Here is a 201-nt window from a genome sequence, read left to right on the forward strand (position 1 = left end):
CCGGTGTTTTTCCACTGCGCCACAAACAGCTTCTGCGACCGCTTGGCAATCAGCGCCGTGATCCCCAGCGTCAACGGAATGGTCACCAGCGCAATCAGCGCCAGCGTGGGCGACAGGATCAGCATCATCACCAGCACCCCCACCACCGTCAGCACCGACGTGACCGCTTGCGAAATGGTCTGCTGCAGGCTCTGCGACACG

The 201-nt window shown here is 62.2% G+C and carries 1 protein-coding gene; it reads right to left on the minus strand.

What is annotated here, in order from left to right; all coding sequences use genetic code 11:
* Positions 1–201, minus strand: a 201-nt coding sequence (locus ACU18_RS19015) for an ABC transporter transmembrane domain-containing protein (protein ID WP_269430551.1), incomplete at both ends; no start/stop codon positions are given.

This window comes from Arthrobacter sp. ZBG10, from assembly GCF_001238605.1.
In the GTDB taxonomy this organism is placed as follows: domain Bacteria; phylum Actinomycetota; class Actinomycetes; order Actinomycetales; family Micrococcaceae; genus Arthrobacter.